The sequence below is a fragment of the Pararhodospirillum oryzae genome, assembly GCF_007992075.1.
Classification (GTDB): Bacteria; Pseudomonadota; Alphaproteobacteria; order Rhodospirillales; family Rhodospirillaceae; genus Pararhodospirillum; species Pararhodospirillum oryzae.
The window spans coordinates 1-18,845 of record NZ_BJZO01000072.1; the positions used below are offsets into that span (position 1 = coordinate 1).

Sequence of the window (18,845 nt, forward strand, 5' to 3'; positions counted from 1 at the left end):
ACACATGCCCTGGGATCCAATTGTCGCCGGAGGGGCACTGTGCTAAAGGAACCCCTTGCCCGCAAGCCTTTCCTTGCCCTCGCCGACCCTGCAAAAACGGATCCTGTTCCATGACCGCCCTTGCTTCCGACTTTCTCGCGATTGTGCACCAGCGTGGTTTCGTCCATCAGGTCACCGACCTCGCGGCCCTGGACGCCCTGATGGCCAAGGAGTCGGTTCGCGCGTATATCGGGTTTGATTGCACGGCCAACAGCCTGCACGTGGGCAGCCTGCTCCAGATCATGCTGTTGCGCTGGTTGCAAAAAACCGGGCACCGGCCGGTGGTCCTGATGGGCGGCGGCACCACGCGCATTGGCGACCCCTCGTTTCGCGACGAGGCCCGTCCCCTGCTCACCGACGAGCAGATCGGGGAGAACATGGCGGGCATCCGTCAGGTGTTCGACCGTTTCCTGACCTTCGGTGACAGTGGCACCGGCGCCGTGATGGTCAATAATGCCGACTGGCTGGACGACCTGGCCTACATCCCCTTCCTGCGCGATGTCGGGCGCCATTTTTCCGTCAACCGCATGCTGAGCATGGAGTCGGTGCGCCTGCGCCTGGACCGCGAACAGCCCCTGTCGTTCCTGGAATTCAACTACATGATTCTTCAGGCCTACGACTTCGTGGAGCTGTCCAAGCGCGTGGGCGTGCGGCTGCAGATGGGCGGCTCCGACCAGTGGGGCAATATTGTCAGCGGCACCGACCTGGGCCGGCGTCTGGCCGGGACCGAGCTGTTTGGCCTGACCAGCCCGCTGATCACCACCGCCTCGGGCGCCAAGATGGGCAAGACGGCGCAAGGCGCCGTATGGCTCAACGCCGCCCGTCTCGCCCCCTATGACTACTGGCAGTTCTGGCGCAACACCGAGGATGCGGACGTCGGGCGCTTCATGCGCCTGTTCACCGAACTGCCGCTCGACGAAATCGCCCGCCTCGAAGCCCTCGGCGGCGCCGAGATCAACGAAGCCAAGAAGATCCTGGCCCACCACGCGACCGCGCTGGCCCATGGCGAGGAGGCGGCCCTGGCGGCGGCCGAAACCGCCCGTCAGGTGTTCGAGCAAGGGGGCGCCGGCGACGACCTGCCGACCCTGAGCGTGGCCCCTGCCACGCTCGCGGCCGGGCTGGCCCTGGCCGAGGTGATGCGCCAGACCGGCCTTGCCACCAGCGGCAAGGAGGTCAAGCGCCTGATCGCCGAGGGGGGCTTGCGCGTGAACGACGAAGCGGTGAGCGAGGCCGGGCGCGTCCTGGGCCCCGATGACCTGCGCGACGGCGTCATCAAGCTGAGCGCGGGCAAGAAGCGTCACGCCCTGGTGCGCGTGGAAAAAGGCGCCTGATCCGCGCCCTTGCCCGGGACGCGGAGAATCCCCATCATGGGGGGGGTCGGATTTTGAAAAGGCTCCCCCCATGACCGTGCACGCCTTTCGTCTTGAGGAAGCCGGCTTCACCCGCGCCCAGGTGGAAGCCCTGGCCGCGTTCATGGAGGATCAGGCGGCCACGGTCGCCGACCTCAACGCGGTGAAAAGCGAGCTGAAGGCCGACATCGCCCGCGCCGTCGGCGAGCTGAAGGCGGAAATCGCCGAAACCGACAGTTCCCTGCGCGCCGCCATCACCGAGGGCGACAACGCCCTGCGCACCGCCCTTCTGGAGACCGAAAACACGCTCCGGGGCGAAATCACCCGCGCCGTCAGCGAGCTGAAGGCGGAAATAGCCGAGGGCGACAACGCCCTGCGCGCGGAAATCAGCGCGGGAAACAGCGCGCTCCGGGCCGAAATCGCGCCGCTGAAAACGGAAACCATCGTCGTGCGCTGGATCCTGGGCGCGCTTCTGACCTTGCAGACGGCGATTTTCGTGAAGCTGTTCTTTCCCTGACCGCGACCACGGGAAGGCCACCCCTGGCGATCACGCCCCCGAAGGCGGGTCCACGGCAAGGCCGGGTGCGTGTGGCGAGTCGGGCTGATAGCGAGCCCCGATCAGGAATTCGATGTTGCCTTCGGGGCCGGTGATCGGGCTTGGCGTCACCCCCAGCACCGTCCACCCGGGCAGGCCCGCCAGCCAGTCCTGGATGGTCTCGCACACTTCGGCATGCAAGGCGGGATCGCGCACCACGCCCCCCTTGCCCACCCGGCCCCGGCCGACCTCGAACTGAGGCTTGATCAGGGCGACCAGCACCGCCCCCGGAACCGCGAGCGCCAGCGCGGCCGGCAGCACGGTGCGCAGCCCGATGAAGCTCGCGTCGCACACCACCACCTCGACCGGATCGGGGATTTCGCTCCCCGTCAGGGCGCGGGCGTTGGTGCGCTCCAGCACCACCACGCGCGGGTCCTCGCGCAGCTTATAGGCCAACTGGCCATAGCCGACATCCACGGCATACACCCGCCGCGCCCCGTGGGTCAGCAGCACATCGGTGAAGCCGCCGGTGGAAGCGCCCACGTCCACCGCGACCCGGCCGGTCACGTCCAGGCCAAAGCGCTCCAGTCCCGCCGCCAGTTTCAGGCCCCCGCGCGAGACCCAGGGGTGATCCTGGCCGCGCACGCTCAAGGGCTGATCGGGCGCGATCGCCACCCCGGCCTTGTCCAGGCGGCGCTCGCCCGAATAGACGAGGCCGGCCAGGATCAGGGCCTGGGCCCGGGAGCGGCTTTCCACCAGGCCCCGTTCGACCAGGGCCTGGTCCAGACGCACGCGCGTGGTCATCAGGCCTGGGCTTCCCCGGTCTGGTCGGTGAGGTTGAGGCAGCCCAGCACCGCGTCGATGATGGCCTGGGTGTCGATGCCCGCCAGCGCGCACTGGCGCTCGGCCTTGTCGTGCTCGAAGAAGCGATCGGGGATGCACAGAAGGCGGGTTTTCAAGCCGCCATCCATCAAGCCCCGGTTGGCCATCCAGGTCAGCACGATCGAGCCAAAGCCGCCCACCGAGCCTTCCTCGACGATCACCAGCACCTCGTGGGAACGGGCCAGACGCTCGATCAGCTCTTCGTCGAAGGGCTTGGCGAAGCGGGCATCGGCCACGGTGGCCGACAGGCCGCGCGCCGCCAGCAGATCGGCGGCCGCGAGGCAGTCGGCCAGGCGGGTGCCCAGGGCCAGCAGGGCCACGCTCTTGCCCTCGCGCACCACGCGGCCCTTGCCGATGGGCAGGGGCTCGGGCACCTCGGGGATCTCGACACCCACGCCTTCGCCGCGCGGATAGCGGAGGGCCAGCGGTCCCTGGTCGTAAACGGCGGCGGTGGCGACCATGCGCACCAGTTCCGCCTCGTCGGCGGGGCAGCCGATGACCATGTTGGGAATGCAGCCCAGGAAGGCCAGATCGAACACGCCGCCATGGGTGGCGCCGTCGGCGCCCACGAAGCCGGCCCGGTCGATGGCGAGGCGCACGGGCAGGTTCTGCAAGGCCACGTCATGGACCACCTGGTCGAAGGCGCGCTGCAGGAAGGTGGAGTACATGGCCACGAACGGGCGCAGGCCCTCGCTCGCCAGCCCGGCGGCAAAGGTCACGGCGTGCTGTTCGGCGATGCCCACGTCGAAATAGCGATCGGGGAAGGTGGTGGCGAAACGGTCCAGGCCGGTGCCCGAGGGCATGGCGGCGGTAATGGCGCAAATGCGGGGATCGCGGGTTGCCTCGGCCAGCAGGGCCTTGCCAAACACCGAGGTATAGGCCGGAGCCTGGGACTTGCCCTTGTCCTGGACCCCCGTCACCACGTTGAACCGCGAAACGCCGTGGTACTTGTCGGGCGCCGCCTCGGCCGGGGCGTAGCCCTTGCCCTTGCGGGTCACGACATGGATCAGCACCGGGCCATCGCGCCGGCCGTCGCGAACGTTGCGCATGACCGGCACCAGGTGGTCCATGCGGTGGCCGTCGATGGGACCAACGTAATAGAACCCCAGTTCCTCGAACAAGGTGCCGCCGCCGGTCACGAAGGAGCGGGCGTATTCCTCGGCCCGGCGCGCGGTGCGCTCCAGGGGGGGCGGCAGGTGCGAGGCGACTTCCTTGGCCAGGTCACGGATCGACAGCCAGCTTTTCGAGCTGAGCAGGCGCGACAGGTAGGCGCTCATGGCGCCGACCGGCGGCGCGATCGACATGTCATTGTCGTTGAGCACCACGATCAGCCGCGAGCGCATGGCCCCGGCGTTGTTCATGGCCTCGAAGGCCATGCCGGCGCTCATCGAGCCATCGCCGATGACGGCGATCACCGCCCGGTCGTCGCCCACCAGCTCGGCCGCGGCGGCCATGCCCAGGCCGGCCGAAATCGAGGTCGAGGAATGGCCGGCCCCGAACGGGTCGTAGGGGCTTTCGCCGCGCAAGGTAAAGCCCGAGATCCCACCGCCCTGACGCAAGGAACGCATGCGTTCGCGCCGCCCGGTCAGGATCTTGTGCGGGTAGCTTTGATGGCCCACGTCCCAGATCAACCGATCGTCGGGTGTGTTGAAGACGTGGTGCAAGGCCACGGTTAGTTCCACGACGCCCAACCCGGCGCTGAGGTGCCCCCCGGTGTGCGAAACGATATCAATCATTTCGGCGCGGACCTCGTGGGCCAGCTGCTCCAGTTGAGCCGTGCTGAACCGCCGCAGGTCCGCCGGGTCATGCACGGTATCGAGCAACGGCGTCTCGGGTTTCATGGTCACGACGTGGCCTCCTGGAAGAGGAGAGAGGGAAAAAGGAAAAGCATGATCGGCAACGGCGGTGTCATTTTCGACAAGTCAGGGGCCCCGTGGTGGCAAGGGTCGGGCCCCCGGAGCCCCTTAGTTTTCGCGTTCCACGACGAAACGGGCGACCTCGCGCAGGAGATCCGCCTTTTCGTCGAACACATCCAGGTGACCGACGGCCTGCTCGGACAAGGCGCGGGCCTGCTCGCGGGCCCGGTCCAGGCCCAGGAGGGAAACGAAGGTGGATTTGCCGGCGGCCTGATCCTTGCCCGCCGTCTTGCCCAGGGTGGCCGTGGATCCTTCCACGTCCAGGAGATCGTCGGCGATCTGGAAGGCGAGGCCGAGGTCATGGGCGTAGGCGGCCAGGGCGTGGCGCAAGGGCCGGGGCGCCTTGCCCAGGATGGCGCCGGCGATGGTGGAAAAGCTGATCAGGCGCCCGGTCTTCATGGTGTGCATGCGGGTGATGGCCGCCACGTCCTGCACGCCGTCGAGCAAGCCGCGTTCGGCCATGAGGTCGATCATCTGGCCGCCCACCATGCCGCGCCCGCCCGAGGCCAGGGCGAGTTCCAGCACCAGGTCGCTGCGCACGGCCGGATCGGCGTGCGTGCCACCCAGGGCCAGGACCTCGAAGGCCTTGGTCAGCAAGGCGTCGCCGGCCAGAATGGCGGTCGCTTCGTCATAGGCGCGGTGGGTGGTGGGGCGGCCCCGGCGCAGGTCGTCGTTATCCATGGCCGGCAGGTCGTCGTGGACCAGCGAATAGCAATGCACCATCTCGATGGCGGCGGCCACGTTCAGCGCGCACGTGCGGGCCACCGAAAACAAACCGGCCGACTGAAGAACCAGGAAGGGACGCAGCCGCTTGCCGCCGTCCAGGCTGGCGTAGCGCATGGCCTCGACCACCCGGTCCTCGGGGTCGCCGCTGGTGGGCATCAGGCTGTCCAGGTGGTCGTTCACGGCCTGGGCCTCGGCGGCCATGGTATCCTTCAAGCGGCTCACGGTTTGCACATCCCTTGGTTTTGCTCAGATGCTGGAGAGGGAGGCCGCTTCGGCAGGCGTTCCCGGGTCCTCGCGCGCGGCGCGCGGGGACCCGGGAACGTCAAGGCGTGTCGAAGGGGCGGGTGGTCGGGGAACCCTCGGGTTCGGCGGCGATGCGCTCGACGGTCATGCGCGCTTCGGCCAGGCGGGTTTCACAGGCGCGGCGCAAGGCAACGCCACGCTCGTAGGCACTCACGGCCTTGTCCAGATCGACGCTGCCCTGTTCCAACTCGCGCACGATGGTTTCAAGCTCGGCCAGGGCCTGCTCGAAGGTCAAGGTGGCAAGGGCGGAGGCGGCATCCCCCTTTTCCGACGCCCGGTCGGTGGCCGGGGCCTGGGAGGGGCCGGACGAGGAGGCGGAATCGGACATCGGGTTCCATGGGTGGTTGGAAAGGCGCGGATTGTAGCGTCCGCTCCCGGCCCCGGCAACCGTCCGGCTGATCGGGGCGAAACGATTTCGCCCCGATTCCGCCTTTTGGTTCTCCCCCCTGGATGGCCTCGGGGCCTAATGGTCCATCAAGGTGCGCACGTGCGCCGACACGCAAGAAGCGAGGGCAGTCAGTTCGTACCCTCCCTCCAGGACGGAAATCACCCTGCTATTGCAAATTTTCTCTGCAACATCCATGACCTGCATGGTGGCCCAGGTGAAATCGGCGACCTTCAGATTCAGGTCGGCCATCGGATCCATGGCATGGGCGTCGAACCCGGCCGAGATCAAGATCAGGTCGGGACGGAAGGCTTCCAGGGCGGGAATCACCCGTTCGCCAAAGGCCTCGCGAAAGACGTCCCCCCCCGATCGGGTGGGCAGCGGGCAGTTGACGATGTTATCGCGACAACCGGTTTCCTCGACCTTGCCGGTATAGGGAAAGGCGTCCGCCTCGTGGGTCGAGGCAAAGAACAAATTGGGGTCATCCCAAAAAATGTGCTGGGTGCCGTTGCCATGGTGAACGTCCCAGTCCACCACCGCCACCCGCTCCACCCCCCAGCGGCTGCGCGCGTGATAGGCGCCGATGGCCACGTTGTTGAACAGGCAAAAGCCCATGGCCGTGTGCAGCTCGGCATGGTGTCCGGGGGGGCGCACGGCGACAAAGGCGTTGCGCGAGACCCCGCTCATCACCTCGTCCACGGCCAGGATGACGCCCCCGGCGGCGCGCAAGGCGGCTTCCCCGGAGTCGGGGGACAAGATGGTGTCCTGGTCAACGTGGTGAACGCCCTCGCGCGGAACGTTGTCCAGGATGGATTCGATATGGGACAGGGGATGCACGCGGGCCAGTTGATCGCGGGTCACATGCGGCGCTTCCACGCGATCAAGCAGCATGAAATCCTCGCCTTCCAGAATCCGCTGGATGGCCCGCAATCGTTGCGGGCTTTCGGGGTGGAAGGCCCCTGGGTCGTGATCGATGCACGCGTGATGAGAAACAAGCAGCGTGGTCATGGGACGAACCTCCCGAAACGTCATTTTTTGATCTTGTATGGGGCAGCCCCCAGTTCCTTATTTCAGGTTTTGCTGATAAAGCGCAAGAGGAGCGATTCCCCCCTCTTGCCCTGTTCAATCCGCTCTCCTAGAGTACCCGTTCACGGTCGGGAAGGACCCCATGGACCACGCGCCCCACGCCCCCGTCGCGCAGGATCGGCTTTCCGATCCCGACATTGACCACTTCCGCCGCAACGCCCGCCAGGGCAGCGCGTTGCTCAAGGCCATGAGCAACGAGCACAGGTTGTTGATTTTGTGCCAGCTTTTGCGCGGCGAAATGTGCGTGGGCAAGCTGGAACAGGTGGTGGGCCTGTCGCAGTCGGCGCTTTCGCAGCATCTGGCCCGGTTGCGCCGGGACAACCTGGTGCAGACCCGGCGCGAGGCGCAGACCATCCATTATTCGTTGCGCGGCCCCGAGGCGCGGGCGGTGCTGCAAGCGTTGCACGCGCTGTATTGCGGGGACGAAAGCCGCCCGCCCCTGGTGGACCCCAGAAGCGTCCCCTCCCGGAACGAGGGCGACCGGGACCTGCCCGCCAGCGCGCCCCCGTCCTGACAACGCCCCCTGATAGTCATAAGGAAGACGGCCATGAGCCCGGCGCACAGCGATTTGCACGACGATCCGGTCCTGACCGCCCTCGACGAGGCCTTGCGTGCCGGGGGCGGACCGGTCATGAGCCTGTCCGAGTTGGATGGCTTTCTCACCGCCCTGGCGGTGGGGCCCGAGCGGGTGCCTCCGGCCGAATGGCTGCCTTTGCTGTGGGACGGCGCCGGCCCCCATTTCTCGACCCCGGCCGCCGCCGGACGCTTTGTCGAGGCCCTGCTGGCCCGGGTCAATGCCATCTTGCTCGGCCTGGAGGACGATCCCGATCGCTACATGCCGGTTCTCGCCCATGGCGACGACGGCGCCCTGGTCGCCGATGACTGGGCGGAAGGTTTTCTTGATGGCATGAGCTTGCGCCCCGAGGCCTGGGCCCCCCTGATCGCCGACGAGGACGCGGGCTTGCTCCTGGCCCCCATTTTGTCCCTGTGCACCGATGAGCAGGGCCGTCACCTGCTGGTCGAGGATGGGGAAACCGACGAATTCCTGGAAACGACGGCCGCGACCCTGATCGGCCCCTGCACGGCCGCGATCCAGGACTACTGGCGCTCGCGCCGCCAGGCCGGCCCCGCCCCCGAGGCGTTCACTCCGCCTCCGGTGGCCCGCAACGCCCCGTGCCCGTGCGGATCGGGCAAGAAGTACAAACGCTGCTGCGGCGCCGCCGCCGCCTCCTCCTGAGGCCCCCTCCCCGTCCGGGACCGGCGCGCGACCAAGGGCCACCGGGGGAGACCCAGGCTCTCACGCGCCCGAGGACGGGCGTCCCTTTACGCGCCCGAGGACGGGCGACGCGACAGGGTTTCATAGGCCGCGTTGATGGTGGCCATCTTGCGGGTGGCAAGATCAATGAAATCGGGGGGCATGCCCTGGGCGATCAGGCGGTCCGGATGATTTTCGCGCGCCAGCGTGCGGTAGGCGGCCTGGATGGCGGCGGCGTCCATGTCCGGGGTCACCCCCAGCACCTCGTAGGGATTGCTCTGTCCGGTGCCGTGGGTCGCGCGGATGCGTTCAAAGTCGCGCGCGGGCAGGCCAAACAGATCGGCCACCCGGCGCAGGAAGGCCAGCTCGCTGGGATGCAGGCGGCCATCGGCCTGGGCGATCACGAACAAGGCGCCCAGGAGTTCTTCCAGAACCTGGGGGCTGTCCGCGAACATGCGCGCGATCTGGCGGGCATAGACCTCGTAGCCGTCGGGACTGCGCCGGGCGTGATCGAACAGAAGGCCGACCGCGCCCATTTCCTGGGAGGGGATGCGAAAGACGCGTTTGAAAGCGTCGATTTCCTCCTGGTTCACCACCCCGTCGGCCTTGGCCATCTTGGCCGACAGCGCGATGACCGCGACGCTGAACGCCATCTGGCGGGCGGCGTCGTTGGCGCGTTCAAAGGCTGATCCGCTTTTCACGCCTTCGTCGGGCCCGTAGGTTTCCTGGCCTTCCGCGCGCATGCGGTCGTAGGCATGGCCGGCCGCAGCCCCCAGTACCGCTCCCAGGGGCCCCCCGACGAAAAACCCGCCGACTCCCCCGACAATTTTACCAAAAATGCTCATTTCCGGTGTATATCCCCCCGGAGTCGCGCCTTGGATTGCTTCGAGAATACGCGACGGGCGAGCAAAGGCAAGGTGTCTTTCGCCCATAAGGGTCTTCCCGGGGTGTGAAAGGTTCCGGCCCGGCCCCCCGGGAGCCTATCCACGACCGGGAACGCCCTCTCCCTCATCCCCCACGATCACGGGCAAGGTGAAGCGAAAGGTGGTGCCGACCCCTTCCGCGCCTTCCAGCCAGATGCGCCCGCCGTGGCGCTCGACGATCTTCTTGGCCAGCGCCAGACCGATCCCGGTTCCCTCGTAGCGCTCGCGGGTTTGCAGGCGCTGGAAAATCATGAAAACCTTTTCGGCGAACCGGGGGTCGATGCCAATGCCGTTGTCGGTCACGTGGAATTCCCAGTTCTCGCCCTTCTGCTCGGCGCCCACCCGCACGTGCGGCCGCCGCTCGGAGGAGCGATACTTGATGGCGTTGCCGATCAGGTTCTGGAACAGGCTGGTCAACTGGGCGCCATCGGCCAGCACCCGGGGCAGCGGCCCGGTTTCAATCACCGCGTCGGCCTCGTCGATGGCAATGCGCAGGTTTTCGGTGGCCAGGCGCACGCACTCGGCCGAGGCCACCGGCGCCAGCGGATTGCCCCGGGTATCGATGCGCGAAAACTGCAGCAGGTCGTGGATCAGGGCCTGCATCCGGTGGGCGCCATTGATGGCGAAGCCAATGAATTCGTCGGCGTCCGCGCCCAGGCAATCGCCATACCGGCGCTTGAGCAGGCCCAGGTAGCTGGACACCATGCGCAGCGGCTCTTGCAGGTCGTGGGAAGCCACGTAGGCGAACTGCTCCAGTTCCTGGTTCGACCGGCGCAGCTCCTCGGCCACGCGCTTGAGGTCGGTGATATCGGTGAGCACGCCAACCACGCCGTTCACCTGGCCCTGGGCATCGGTGAACGCCGCCTTGGCCACCGCCAGCGAGCGCGCGATCTTGTGCACGTCGGTCAAGGTGATCTCGAAAAAGCGCAAGCCCCCTTGCGCCATCAGCGCGCTATCCTGCGCGCCAAGATCCTCGGCGCAGGGGCGGTCAAACAGATCCTCCAAGGTCAGTCCAAAGACCGCTTCGGGGGTCAGGCCCAGGAAATCGGCGAAGGCCCGGTTGCACCCCAGCACCCGGCCCGCGCGGTCGGTGTAGAAAACCGGGTTGGGCAGGGTGTTGACCAGGGTATGCTGGAACTCCAGCTGGTCGGACAGGGCCCGCTCGACCCGCTTGTGCTCGGTGACGTCGGTAAAGAACCACACCCGTCCCCAGCTCACCCCGTCGTCGCCGAAAATCGCCATCGAATGGCGTTCGATGACGCGCCCGTCCCCCAGGCGCAGATCGCAGCCGACTTCGCTTTCTCCGGGGCTCGCGCTCAAGGCACGCACCGTTTCCAGGAAATCGGGCGGATCGACCACCTGCGCCGCCAGGGTCGAGAACAGGGCCCAGGGCTGATCGGTCTGGATCTGCGACGGATGCAACCCCCAGGTCCAGCGCAGACGCTGGTTGATCAGGCGCGGCCGCCCCTCGGTATCCGCCACCAGGATGCCACTGGGCGCCGCGTCCAGCACCGCGTTGACGGTCGAGATCTGAAGCTCCAGCCGCTCTTGCAGCACGTGATGCTCGGTCACATCCTCGTGCACCGACACGAACCCGGTGAGGCCGCCTTCCGTGTCGCGAATGGGCGACAGGGAAACCCGCTGCCAGATCATGCGATCGGAGCCCGGATGGCGCGAGACCATCTCCCCCTGCCAGGGCTGCCCCTTGTCCAGGGCACTGGCCAGGGCGGCGCGGGTCGAAGCAGGGGTTTCGTCGTCCCACAGATCAACCAGGGGCCGCCCGGCCAGCAGTTCCGGAGCCAGCCCGGTCATGGCCTCGATTTTCCGGCTCGCGACCTCGACCAGGCCGCGCGGGTCGCTGGTCAGCACCGCGAGCGGACTGCTTTCCATCGCCACCGCCAGGCGCCGGCGTTCCAGATCGGCGGCCGTCTGCTCGGAAATGTCGGACCACAGCCCGGTCAGGCGCAGGGGGCGGCGTCCCCCTTCCGTTTCCACCGCCCGGCCTTGCAGGCGCACCCAGATGGGCCGCGCGTCTCCAAGATCCAGGCGAAAGCGCACGTCCAGGGGAGCCTGCGGGGCGTCCAGATGGCTTTCGAAGGCCCGGCGCACCCGGATGCGGTCCTGGGGCCAGACCCGTTCAAGAAAATTGCTCCACGCCAGATGCTCGCCCGCGATCGCCCCTTCATACAGGAGCAACAGCCCCGGCGCCGGATCGGGCCGCCATTCCCAAAACCCGACCCCCGATCCTTGCAGCGCGTGGGACAACTGGCGTTCGCGCTGGCGCAACGCGTCCTCCGAGGCCAGGACCCGCGCGGTCTGCGAAAGCATGGTCAGCAAGGTAATTCCCATGCCAGCCGCCAGGATGACCCCCAGCACGCCCACCAGGGTCGAATCGCGCCGCCAGTGAGCCAGAAGCGGCTCCTCGGGGATCCCGGCCGCCAGGACAAGACCGGTTCCGCCCACCGGATACACGGCGAAGATCCAGTTCTGATCCATCCAGACCCCACCCGAGGCCCCCGCCCGCCCGCTCCAGGCCGTCAGAATTTGGGCGGGGCAGAACCCCAGGTGAACAACCTCGTGCACGCCCGCGTACAGGCCCACGCAACTCGTCGGCGGACGCGTCTCCCCGACCACGGTTCCCAGGACCCGCTTCGCGTCCACCACCAGGGAAAGGGTGGTGGAATGCCCTCCGGATGGAATATCGGAAATCAGCTCCCCCTTGCCGGGGCCCGGTTCCCAGGCAAGGGGAGGCAGGGCAACGGGGGCCGTGCCGGGGACGGGAAACGCGCGACGCCAGTCCACGATCACGGTGCTGGAACCGTCGCGCACGGTGACCCCGGTCACGCCCGGCGCGTGCAGCAAGGCCATGTCCAGCGCCTGATCCAGCGGTGGCGCGGGGCCGGTTCGACGGATCCGGGCCACCTCGGCGGCGAGGCCCGCGCCCAGGCGCCCCAGGCCGGTCGACAGAAGCGTTTCCAGATGAACGGCCTGGGCCTGGGTTTCCAGGTTCAGGCGCTCGGCCGCCTGGTTCAAGACCGCGCGCCGGTTCTCGACCACGCTCCACCCCATGGCGAACAGCACGCCCACGGTCACGGTCAGGAGCACGGGCGCGCCCTGGGTGCGGCGGATGCGTCGCGCCAGCCGGCTCACCCATCCCTCGGGGCCAAGGTCGCGCGCGGGCCCCGGGGAAGCAGGGGCGGCGGTCTTCACGCCCCCTCCGGCGCGGACCCCCGATGGCGCTCCGACACCATGTCGGCGATCGTGCGGGGATCGCGCAAGCAGCGCTCGATGCGCGAAAGCAAGACCCGGGCGTTGAACGGCTTGACGATGAAATCATTGGCCCCGCTGGCGGTCGCCCGGGCCAGGGTCTCGCTCGCCGAGTGGCCGGTGATCATGATGACCGGCAGGCGGGCCAAGGTGGGATCGGGGGCGGCGCGGATCCATTCAATCAGGCGGCCGCCTTCGGTCCCGGGCATCTGGTAATCGACCAGGGCAATGTCGGGCCGCCACCCGGCCAGTGCTTCCCACGCGGAGTCAACACTGCCGGCTTCGCGGATTTCCGCCACCGCGGCCGATTCCAGAAGCGAACGCATCAACAGACGCATTTCCGCGTTATCGTCCACCACAAGGACCTTCAAGGCGGATCCGTTGAGCGTCGTCATGCCTGCCGCTCCCCCTCTTCGAGGTTGACCCCGACCTCCCCGCCCCGGAGGTCCTCGGACTGTTTCCTGGACCAGGGCTTCAGGCCCTCTCCACCGACCGACACGCCTCCTTCGACGGCCCCCCCGCCCCGAGGTCGGTTCGAATGCCCCCCCTGATCACGCCCGGACTCAAAAGCGTCGCGGCGTCCCGCGAACCCGACGGCATTCCCCGGAAAACGATCCCTGGATAACGCCACGTTGATCCCCCGGGGTCTCTCCCCAGGACCCGGCATACCTACCCCACTCGTTGCGATGAAACAAGGGACTCCCCCGACCACGGTCCGCCGTGCCATAGAGAAAGGTCAGGGCTTGGCCTTCCCGGCCCTCCCCCACCGCGTTGCCCGGAGCCGTCATGGAGTCCCCTTCCCCCCCCCGTCCCACCGCCCGCCTGGTCGTCGCCGCCTTGCTGCGCCGCTGCCACGCCCACGGCACGCCCGCCTTCCAGGTGGTGCGGGGCGACCCCGACGCCGGCACCGTGTTCATCAAGCTGAACGGGCTGGCCCGGGGCTGCGTGGTGCTTGCTCCGGTGCGCGATGGCCAGGGTCAGGCCGCCTGGCTGCGCGCCACGGGCCCCGAACCCGTAGACGAAACCGTCGCGGACGCGTATTTGGACCGCCAGCGTCGCACCGATCCTGATTTATGGGTGGTCGAGGTGGAGGACCCCGCCTTGACGCCCCCGGTCGACGCCCCGGTCCTTTGACGCCGGCCCTCGGATAGGCCGCCCCCTTGCCTGGAAAGGTTCCCGCGCCGTGACCCACCGTCCCCTGTTCCTGGTTATCGAAGGCAACACCCAGGCCACGATCGAGCGCATGGCCCAAACCGGGGCCGAGCCCTTCGCCGAACAGTACGGGCAGGTGCTGCAAGAAGAGTGGCCGGGCAGCGCCTTCGTCATCGTGCGTCCCGCCGACGGCGAAACCACCTTGCCCGATGGCCTGACCCTGGCCGACACCGATGGCGTTGTCCTGGGCGGCTCGGCCCTCAACATCCCGGTCGGCGGCCCGGCGGTCGAAGCCCAGATCGCCCTTGCCCGCGCCGTGTTCGAAGCCGGCGTGCCCTTCCTCGGCAGTTGCTGGGGCCTGCAGGTCGCCGCCGCCGCCGCCGGCGGCTCGGTGCGCCGCAACCCGCGCGGCCGCGAGGTCGGCATCGCGCGCAAGATCACCGTCACCGATGCCGGCATCCGCCATCCCCTGCTGGCCGGCCGTGCCACCGCCTGGGACGCCCTGGCCGTGCACGAGGACGAGGTGGACCGCCTGCCCAGCGGCGCCCTGGTCCTGGCCACCAACGGCCACAGCGCGGTCCAGGCCGCCGAGATCCGCCACGGCGCCGGCGTGTTCTGGGGGGTGCAGTATCATCCCGAATTCGATCTGCCCGAGGTCGCCCGCACCCTGGAGCGCCTGCGCGAACGCCTGATCGACGAAGGCTTCTACAAGGACGAGGCCGCCGCCCTGGCCCACGGCAGTGCCCTGCGCGCCCTGGCCGCCGAGCCCACCCGCCTGGATCTGGCCTGGCAGTTCGGCATTGATGCCGATGTCCTCAACACCGCGACCCGCCGCCTGGAAATCCGCAACTGGCTGATCCACGCGGTGACGCCCCGCCTGCGCGCGCGCTCGCGTTCCAGCGCCCAGGCCACCCCCGACGTTGGCGTGCCCCCCTACCTGGGCGTGTGAAAAACCCCACGCAAAGGGATCCGGGCTCCGTCCCCTTCCACGTGAGGCGAACGGAGCCCGGCCCGGGCGGGGATGATCCGCTCAGCAAGGGGGACGGGAAAAAAGGTCGAAAAAAGGGGACTGGCCCCGGTCAGGCCGGCGGCGGAACCCGGTCAGGCGGGCGGCAGAACGTGCACGCGCCGGGCCTCGGCCAAAATCAGATCGCACACGGCTTGAGGGTTTTCCTCGTGCGCCAGATGGCCCAGGTTGGGAAGAATCAGCGACCGCGCCCCGGGCACCAGGGTGGTCACCCGTTCGGCCTGGCTGGGCGCCACGGCGCGGTCGCGCTCGGCCCCCACCAGCAGCAACGGCACCCGCAAGCGCGGCAGGTCGCGGTTCAAGGTGGTCAGATCCCATCCCGCCATCATGCCCAGCGCGCCGCCCACGTGGTTGGGGGACTGGAACAGGCGGGCATAAAGGGCCATCCCCTCGCGATCGAGGCTTGAGCCCGTGTTGCGGATCACCTGTTCGGCCCGGCCGCCGTCGCCGGCACTCCAGGCGAACATCCAAGGGACCAGCGGATTGGCGAACAGGACCTTGGCCATCGACGAGAACACCCGTCCCGCCGAGCCGCCATAGGGCTTGAGCGCCCCGTTGAGGCTGATGATCCCCTGGGGGGCCATGCCGCCGTCCAGGGTCATGCGCAAGGCCACCGCCGCCCCGGCCGAGTGACCGACCACGAACGCGGGCGCCACGTCCAGCCGGCGCAGCAAGGCGGTGACGGCTCCGGCCATGCCGGGCAAGCTCAGGCGGTGCAAGGGCAGCGGATCGGTGAAGGCATGCCCGGGCAGATCGGGCGCCACCACCCGGAAATGCCGGGCCAACGGCCTCAACAGGGCCCGCCAGGAATGGGTGGAGGCCCCCGTGCCGTGCAGCAGCAGCAACACGGGGCCCTGGCCGGCCTGCTGGACATGCCAGCGCAGGCCGGCGGCCGACACGAACGAACTGGCGTCGCGGTTCGGCCAGTCAAGGCCGTCCCGCTGCCAGTCCAGGCGCCGGCCCGACGCCATCAGCCCTTGCCCTGGGCGCGACGCGGGGGCCCGCCCCCCGAGTCGCCGGCCACCGCGCGCGCCGCGACCGAAATCGCGTTGGCGTCGGCGTAGGGCAGCGGCAGATAGCGCGCGTCCATTTCCAGGGCAATCTGGCGCGCCTTTTCGTCGGGACGGGGCGCCATGTCGACCATCAAGGCGGTGAAGCCGTTGGCCCGCACCTGCCGCGCTTCCTTCAGGGCTTCTTCCTGGGCCTGGACGCGCCCGCCCAGGCCATTGCGGCACACGTTGGCGCGGCCGTCGGTCAGGAACACCAGCACCGGCGTTTCGCCCCGGTGCGCCACCGCCTCGGCGATCTGCCCGGCCAGTTCGATGCCCGCCGCCAGCGGCGTGCCCCCGCCACCCGGCAACCCGGCCAAGCCACGCTTGGCGCGCACCAGCGAGCGCGTGGGCGGCAGCAAAAGCTCGGCCCCCTTGCCCCGGAAGGCCACCAGGGCCACCTGGTCGCGGCGCACGTAGCAGTCGGCCAGCAGCAGTTCCACCGCGCCCTTGGCCTCGGCCAGCCGGTGCATGGCCGCCGAGCCCGAGGCATCGACAACAAACACGGTGGTGGTTGGCGTGCGCTTGCGGTAGCGCGTGAAGCGGAAGTCCTCGGGGCGCACCAGCACCGGCGGCAACACCCGGCCCGGCTCCAGGGCCGCTTCCAGCGCCTGACGGCGTACCCGCTGCCACGGCGCGGCGGTGCGCAAGGTGGCGATCAGGTTCAAGCGCGCGCCGGGCTTCAACGGCCCGCCCCGCACCCCGATCGGACGCCCCCGGCCCGCCGTGGGCGCGTTGGCCCCGGCCTTGCCGGCCCGGCCCGGACGGCGGCGGCTGCCCCCGGCCTGCAACCGCGCGAGCAGCCCCGGCGGCACCGCGGCCTTGGCGGCGGCCAGAAGAATTTCCTCTAGCGAGGGCTGTTCTTCCTGCTCGGGATTCTCGGGCGGCGGCTCGGGCGGCTCGCCCTCGGGCGGCGGCTCGGGGGGCGGCGGCTCCTCTTGATCGTCCTCGGGCGGCGGCGCGGGCATCTGGGTCGCGCGCGGCCCCAGCACCAGGCGCACCGCCATCACCACGTCGTCCTGGTCCACCGTGACGCGACCATCCAGGGCGGCGGCGGCCCGGGCCACGCGCACGGCCTGCAAGGGCGCGCGCAGCGAGAACACGCCCAGCGCCATCGCCGTGGCGACCACGGCTTCCACCGCGTCGTCGGGAATGGTCACGGCGGGGAAAAGCTGCTGGGCCTTGGCCACGGCCTCGCGGTCGGCCTCGGTTTCCGGGGCATCGCGGTGCCCCAGGCGGGTCAGGTCGAGGTGGATGGCCAGACGGTCCAGCAGGGCTTCCGCCATGCGTTCGTCGTCGTCGCCGGCTTCGTCGAAGGCGATCACCCCCACCCGTGCCGCCGAACGCAAGGTCAGCCCCTCGCGCTCGGCGATGACCTCGCCGGTGTCCAAGGTCGCGGCCAGACGCGCCGCCACCCCCAGTTCCACGCGCTCGGCCATGGGCAGCAGCAACACCCCGCCGTCGGCCTCGGCCAGCAGGCCGGCCCGGGCCACCGGGCGGCCGCTTTGCAAGGTCGCGGTCAGGTCCAGCCCCCCCAGCAGCCGGTCATCGGAAATGCCGATCGGCACCCGGCGCGGCGGCCGGTCGGGGGGCAGCAAGGCGGTGATGAACTGCTGCCAGCGCTCGCGCACGGGCCCCGGCAGGGCCCGCACCCGGATGCCGCCGATACCCAGGGGATCGACGGCAAACAGCGTCGCGGCCACCAGGGCCTCGTCCCAGGGCGAGACGACGCTGTCCATCAGGGGGTCGTCGGCGGCTTCCGTCATCATGACCCCAGCACTTCCTCCATGGCGCGCAGCACGCGGGTGGTCGAGCCCGATTCGTCGAGCGGATCACGGCGCAGGCGGTGGCGCAGGGCGGGGGGGGCGACGCGGCGCAGGTGCTCAACGGTCACTTCCTCGTCGCCATCCAGGGCGGCCACGGCGCGGGCGGCGCGCATCAAGGTCAGCTCGCCACGCAGGCCGTCGGTGCCCAGCGCCATGCACAAGCGCGCGGCGCGCTCCAGCTCGGCGTCGGGAACGACGACCGAGGCCAGGCGGGCCTTGGCGGCCAGCAGACGGTCGCGGATGGCCATGTCGGCCGCGCGCCACTGGGCGACGTAGCCGGCCGGATCGCGCTCGAAGGCATCGCGGCGGCGCACCACCTCGACGCGGACCTTGAGATCGGTCGGCGTGCGCACCTCGACCGACAGGCCGAAGCGGTCCAGGAGCTGCGGGCGCAGCTCGCCTTCTTCCGGGTTGCCCGAGCCGATCAGCACGAAGCGGGCCGGGTGGCGAATGCTAAGACCCTCGCGCTCGACCACGTTTTCGCCCGAGGCGGCCACGTCCAAGAGCAGGTCGACCAGGTGATCCTCAAGCAGGTTCACTTCGTCGATGTACAGGAAGCCCCGGTTGGCGCTGGCCAGAAGGCCGGGCTCGAACGCCTTTTCGCCACGCGTCAGCGCGCGTTCCAGATCCAGCGCGCCGACCACGCGGTCCTCGGTGGCGCCCAGCGGCAGATCGACCACGGGCACGGGCACGCTGTCTTCAACCAAGGTGCCTTCGATCTTGTGGGTTTCGCACCCGGCCGGGCAGCGGCTGAGGTCGCCGGCCGGATCGCAGCCATAGGGGCAGCCCTTGACCACCGGCATGGGCGGCAGCAGGGCGGCCAGGCCACGCACGGCGGTGGACTTGCCGGTACCGCGATCGCCGAACACCATCACGCCGCCAATGGCGGGATCAACGGCGGCGATCAGAAGGGCCAGGGTCATTTCGTCCTGGCCAACGATGGCGGAGAAGGGGAAGACGGCACCGCGCTTGCGCTGTCCGGAGCCTTCGCCCTTGGCGGCGTTCCCGGCCAACGATGTGCTGTCCTTATCCATGAGCATTGTGGCGCCTCGACCTGCTGTCATCCCGAAAGAAAGAGGGCCGGAGTATGCCGCCCCCCCTCCCGTCCCGCAAGCCGTTCCAGGT

General features: G+C 69.1%; 17 protein-coding genes. 6 read left to right on the top strand and 11 right to left on the bottom strand.

The features are described 5' to 3' along the window. Nucleotides 1–110 precede the first annotated feature (110 nt). Both tyrS and ROR02_RS12415 read left to right on the top strand, forming a co-directional pair. Entirely contained in the window at nt 111–1,370 is a 1,260-nt protein-coding gene (gene tyrS, locus ROR02_RS12410; protein WP_147164348.1) for a tyrosine--tRNA ligase, read from the top strand. A gap of 70 nt (nt 1,371–1,440) precedes the next feature. Next, nucleotides 1,441–1,905, top strand: a complete 465-nt coding sequence (locus tag ROR02_RS12415; protein WP_147164349.1) for a CCDC90 family protein — start codon at nt 1,441–1,443, stop codon at nt 1,903–1,905. Nucleotides 1,906–1,935: 30 nt separating this feature from the next. Here ROR02_RS12415 and ROR02_RS12420 read toward each other — a convergent pair whose 3' ends face one another. From ROR02_RS12420 to ROR02_RS12440, 5 genes are all read right to left on the bottom strand, one after another. Next, nucleotides 1,936–2,727: a TlyA family RNA methyltransferase gene (locus tag ROR02_RS12420; protein ID WP_147164350.1), complete on the bottom strand. Its 792-nt coding sequence runs from the start codon at nt 2,725–2,727 to the stop codon at nt 1,936–1,938. Beyond that, nucleotides 2,727–4,646: a 1-deoxy-D-xylulose-5-phosphate synthase gene (gene dxs, locus ROR02_RS12425; protein WP_170245103.1), complete on the bottom strand. Its 1,920-nt coding sequence runs from the start codon at nt 4,644–4,646 to the stop codon at nt 2,727–2,729. Before dxs ends, ROR02_RS12420 begins: the two co-directional genes overlap by 1 nt. Before the next feature lie 123 nt (nt 4,647–4,769). Continuing rightward, nucleotides 4,770–5,648 carry a polyprenyl synthetase family protein gene (locus ROR02_RS12430; protein ID WP_147164363.1) on the bottom strand — a complete coding sequence of 293 codons (879 nt, stop codon included), beginning with the start codon at nt 5,646–5,648 and terminating at the stop codon, nt 4,770–4,772. 121 nt (nt 5,649–5,769) lie between these two features. Continuing rightward, the gene (locus ROR02_RS12435; RefSeq protein ID WP_147164352.1) at nt 5,770–6,078 is read right to left on the bottom strand and encodes an exodeoxyribonuclease VII small subunit; all 309 of its coding nucleotides are present in this window, start codon (nt 6,076–6,078) and stop codon (nt 5,770–5,772) included. Between the two features lie 135 nt (nt 6,079–6,213). After that, entirely contained in the window at nt 6,214–7,143 is a 930-nt protein-coding gene (locus tag ROR02_RS12440) for a histone deacetylase family protein (RefSeq protein ID WP_147164353.1), read from the bottom strand. Between the two features lie 160 nt (nt 7,144–7,303). Here ROR02_RS12440 and ROR02_RS12445 point away from each other — a divergent pair, with 160 nt between their 5' ends. Next, nucleotides 7,304–7,735, top strand: a complete 432-nt coding sequence (locus ROR02_RS12445; protein ID WP_147164354.1) for an ArsR/SmtB family transcription factor — start codon at nt 7,304–7,306, stop codon at nt 7,733–7,735. A gap of 33 nt (nt 7,736–7,768) precedes the next feature. Next, on the top strand, nt 7,769–8,458 hold the full coding sequence (locus ROR02_RS12450) for a UPF0149 family protein (RefSeq protein WP_147164355.1): 690 nt from the start codon (nt 7,769–7,771) through the stop codon (nt 8,456–8,458). Between the two features lie 86 nt (nt 8,459–8,544). Here ROR02_RS12450 and ROR02_RS12455 read toward each other — a convergent pair whose 3' ends face one another. The 3 genes from ROR02_RS12455 to ROR02_RS12465 form a co-directional block, all read right to left on the bottom strand. After that, the gene (locus tag ROR02_RS12455; RefSeq protein ID WP_147164356.1) at nt 8,545–9,321 is read right to left on the bottom strand and encodes a TerB family tellurite resistance protein; all 777 of its coding nucleotides are present in this window, start codon (nt 9,319–9,321) and stop codon (nt 8,545–8,547) included. 135 nt (nt 9,322–9,456) lie between these two features. Beyond that, on the bottom strand, nt 9,457–12,609 hold the full coding sequence (locus ROR02_RS12460; protein WP_147164357.1) for a PAS domain-containing sensor histidine kinase: 3,153 nt from the start codon (nt 12,607–12,609) through the stop codon (nt 9,457–9,459). Beyond that, a complete protein-coding gene (locus ROR02_RS12465; protein ID WP_147164358.1) occupies nt 12,606–13,061 on the bottom strand; it encodes a response regulator in 456 nt (151 codons plus the stop codon). Before ROR02_RS12465 ends, ROR02_RS12460 begins: the two co-directional genes overlap by 4 nt. A gap of 391 nt (nt 13,062–13,452) precedes the next feature. On the opposite strand from ROR02_RS12465, the gene ROR02_RS12470 reads away from it, so the two are divergent. Next, nucleotides 13,453–13,800 carry a DUF1491 family protein gene (locus ROR02_RS12470; protein WP_147164359.1) on the top strand — a complete coding sequence of 116 codons (348 nt, stop codon included), beginning with the start codon at nt 13,453–13,455 and terminating at the stop codon, nt 13,798–13,800. Between the two features lie 49 nt (nt 13,801–13,849). Further along, nucleotides 13,850–14,767: a type 1 glutamine amidotransferase gene (locus ROR02_RS12475; protein ID WP_147164360.1), complete on the top strand. Its 918-nt coding sequence runs from the start codon at nt 13,850–13,852 to the stop codon at nt 14,765–14,767. A 152-nt stretch (nt 14,768–14,919) separates the two neighbouring features. On the opposite strand, the gene bchO is transcribed toward ROR02_RS12475, so the two are convergent. Genes bchO through bchI form a run of 3 tightly spaced genes read right to left on the bottom strand, consistent with a single transcriptional unit; the run spans nt 14,920 to nt 18,760 of the window. Next, nucleotides 14,920–15,816, bottom strand: coding sequence for an alpha/beta fold hydrolase BchO (gene bchO / locus ROR02_RS12480; RefSeq protein ID WP_147164361.1), 897 nt, complete (start codon nt 15,814–15,816; stop codon nt 14,920–14,922). Further along, on the bottom strand, nt 15,816–17,663 hold the full coding sequence (locus ROR02_RS12485; RefSeq protein ID WP_246135532.1) for a magnesium chelatase subunit D: 1,848 nt from the start codon (nt 17,661–17,663) through the stop codon (nt 15,816–15,818). Before ROR02_RS12485 ends, bchO begins: the two co-directional genes overlap by 1 nt. Beyond that, on the bottom strand, nt 17,660–18,760 hold the full coding sequence (gene bchI, locus ROR02_RS12490; protein ID WP_281291039.1) for a magnesium chelatase ATPase subunit I: 1,101 nt from the start codon (nt 18,758–18,760) through the stop codon (nt 17,660–17,662). Before bchI ends, ROR02_RS12485 begins: the two co-directional genes overlap by 4 nt. Between the last annotated feature and the right edge of the window lie 85 nt (nt 18,761–18,845).